Genomic DNA, 3,484 nt, shown 5'->3' with positions numbered 1-3,484 from the left:
AATTCGTATGGGGATATATTTAATACCATTTTTGATGTTTTAAATTATCTTTTTCGTCAAATAGACTTTATTTGAAAGTTTATTTATGATTTTTATTATTCGTAACATTCTTTTTTCAAAATGGTATTATACTTCAATTATTAAGTAATTAACACAGACTGAATAATTTTTTTTATAATTATTAGCTAGTTATTGTTAATTATTCTTATCTTTACTTCTCCCTGTACGGAATCAAAAACCATTTCCATACTCATCAGGTTAAATTGGACAGATCAGATATTTTCGCCAATTCCTCTAATAATAAGGCTTCTGCTTCTGCTTCACTAAGTTGATCAATGTCTGTTGTTTCTAAAGAATGGGATGGTAAGGATTCGGAAGGTAAATCATCACTAGGAAATAATTTTTCTAACAAATAAGATGTTAGGTGATTAATCGTCGGGTAATCAAGGGTAAAAGTGGAAGGTAGGGAACAGTCTAAGGTATTTTGTAGTCTATTTCTTAATTCAAGGGAAGTTAGTGAGTCTATCCCTAATTCACTAAAACCTAAATCGGTATCAATTGCCTCTAAATCCTTTAAACCGATAATTTTCGCGACTTGAGACAATATATAAATGGTGAGAGTCTGTTGGCGATCGCTATAAGTTAAAGCATTTAACCGTTCTCGGATAGCCAAAGTGTCTTCGTGGCACTCGGACGAAGTAAACTCCTCAAAAAATGGAGAATTCAGAGAATTTACCACACGCCAATCCATCGGGGTTACTCCTACTTGAGACAGAGAGGTAGTTAACAATTGTGCCAAAATGTACCATCCTTGTTCGGGAGAAATTCTTCCCATTCCAGCAATACTCAGGGGAATATTCTGTCTCGCTGCCATACCAATCTGAAGAAATGCTCCCCAATTGATGCTAATCGCGGGTAATTTCATTTGTTGGCGCAAATTAGCTAAACTTTCCAGGAAAGCATTGGCAGCACTATAGTTTCCTTGTCCTGGAGATCCGAACAAACTGGCAACGGAGGAGAATAAGACAAAGAAATCTAAATTTTCCTTTTGACTAAATTGATGTAAATACCAAGCGCCTTTTATTTTAGGCGCAATCACCTGTTCAAATTGTGGCCACGTTATCTGAGACAAGGTTGCATCTTCTAATACTCCGGCGGCATGGATAATCCCTTTCAGGGGAGGGAAATTATGATTGCCATAAGTGTCGAAAAATGTTCTCACAGCTTCTTCTTCAGTAACATCGAATGTTAAGGGTAAAAGATGGATATTTTTGTCGGTGAGGTTTTGAATAGTTGAGATGACTTTGCTAGAGGGTTGATTACGCCCCACGAGAATAATATATTGTGCGCCCTGAGTGGCTAACCATTGGGCTAAATTCAATCCTAAATCGCCAAATCCTCCTGTAATTAAATAACTGCCATCATTTTTAACAACTTTGCTTCTCTGTTCCCTGTTGCCTGTTCCCTGTTCCCTATTCCCTATTCCCTGTTCCCTGTTCCCTGCATCTTTAATAACTTTTCTTCCCTGTTCCCTGTTCCCTGTTCCCTGTTCCCTGTTCCCTGCATCTTTAATAACTTTTCTTCTCTGTTCCCTGTTCCCTGTTCCCTGTTCCCTATTTCCTGTTCCCTGTTCCCTGTTCCCTGCATCTTTAATAACTTTTCTTCTCTGTTCCCTGTTCCCTGTTCCCTGTTCCCTATTCCCTATTCCCTGTTCCCTGTTCCCTGCATCTTTAATAACTTTTCTTCCCTGTTGCCTGTTCCCTGTTCCCTGTTCCCTGTTCCCTATTCCCTGTTCCCTGTTCCCTGCATCTTTAATAACTTTTCTTCCCTGTTGCCTGTTCCCTGTTCCCTGTTCCCTGTTCCCTGTTCCCTGTTCCCTGTTCCCTGCATCTTTAATAACTTTTCTTCTCTGTTCCCTGTTCCCTGTTCCCTGTTCCCTATTCCCTATTCCCTGTTCCCTGTTCCCTGTACTATGAACGATAACAATTTTTCCAATATGTTTAGCTTGTTGGAGAGTACGAAAAGCTGTTTGTATTTCCTGACGAGAAAAGACTTGATAGGGTAAAGGGGTTAGCAATCCATTATTAAATTGAGTTAAAAGATTTTGTAATAAAGATTGAATTAATGACGAGTTATGTTCCGCAATTTCTAATAAATCCATGGAAAAATAGTCAACATTCGGTTTTAATTCTTTGACTGCTTCTGCTGTCCAAATTTCTTTCTTACCAATTTCGGCAAAACGCCCCCAGTCTTGCAAAACGGATAAACTCTGAGGGATAAAATAACCACTCAGGGAATTTAACACCAGATCGACTCCTTTACCCTCTGTAATCTCTCGAATTTCTGCGGCAAAATCTAAGGTGCGAGAATTCATTATCCATTTAATTCCTAAATCTTGTAAAAATTGCCATTTAGCAGGAGAAGCGGTTGCCAAAATCTCTGCACCCAAGCTTTGCGCTAATTGAACTGCTGCAAGTCCTACCCCTCCGGATGCTGCATGAATTAAAACTTTTTCTCTTGCTTTTAACTGTCCTCGATGGATTAAACTGTAATAAGCAGTGAGAAATGCTCCTGTAATAGTTGCAGATTCTTCAAAGGTTAAGTTATCGGGTTTTAAGACGAACCAGTCTGCTAACACCGTGACATAATCTGCAAAACTGCCCTTTGCTAAACCAAAAACCGCATCACCAACTTGTAAATGAGTTACCCCTTCTCCAACGGCGACTACTTCTCCTGCACATTCTAAACCTAACTCAGCAGTATTTCCGAGATTGCTATCTAAGACTGTTAAAACATCCCGAAAATTTAATCCTGTCGCTTTTACTTTTACCTCTATTTCTCCAGACGAAGGTTGACGACGATTCATTGGTTGCCAGTTCAGGGATTCTATGGTTCCTTGAGTCGCGATCGCTAAACGATGGGGAATGGCAACGAGCTGAGTCTGGACTAATCTGGCAATGTAACGATTTCCTTGACGGAACGCAATTTGATTTTCTGCTGAGGGTTGACTAATTTCTTGCCATAATAGCTGAATTTGAGGTTCGGAAACGGTTGCTTCTAAATCAATACAAACACAATTGAACTCAGGCAGTTCTAACATCAAGGTTTTAGCGAATCCCCAAAGAGGTGATGACCAAATATTGGGTAAATTGGAATTAATTGGGTGTTGCTGAATTGAAGTATGAATGCGCAATTGTTTGGTTTTGTTCAAGCCCCCTAAATCCCCCAACCTTGAGGAATTTTCAGAGTTTTTCCCCCCCCAATCTTGGGGTGCTAGGGGGGCAAAATCAGAGTTTGGTTTCCCCCAATCTTGGGGTGCTAGGGGGGCAAAATCAGAGTTTGGTTCCCCCCAATCTTGGGGTGCTAGGGGGGCAAAATCAGAGTTTGGTTCCCCCCAATTTTGGAGGGCTAGGGGGGCAAAATCAGAGTTTGGTTTCCCCCAATTTTGGGGTGCTAGGGGGGCAAAATCAGAGTTTGGTTTCCC

1 protein-coding gene is annotated in these 3,484 nt (G+C 40.4%); it reads right to left on the bottom strand.

Annotation, left to right across the window (positions count from 1 at the left end):
* Window positions 1-253: 253 nt before the first annotated feature.
* A partial coding sequence (locus F6K54_RS41980) for an SDR family NAD(P)-dependent oxidoreductase (RefSeq protein WP_293090419.1) occupies window positions 254-3,484 on the bottom strand: 3,231 nt, incomplete at its 5' end.

This window comes from Okeania sp. SIO3B5 (genome assembly GCF_010692555.1).
Classification (GTDB): domain Bacteria; phylum Cyanobacteriota; class Cyanobacteriia; order Cyanobacteriales; family Microcoleaceae; genus Okeania.
This window is presented reverse-complemented; position numbering and strand designations above follow the sequence as displayed.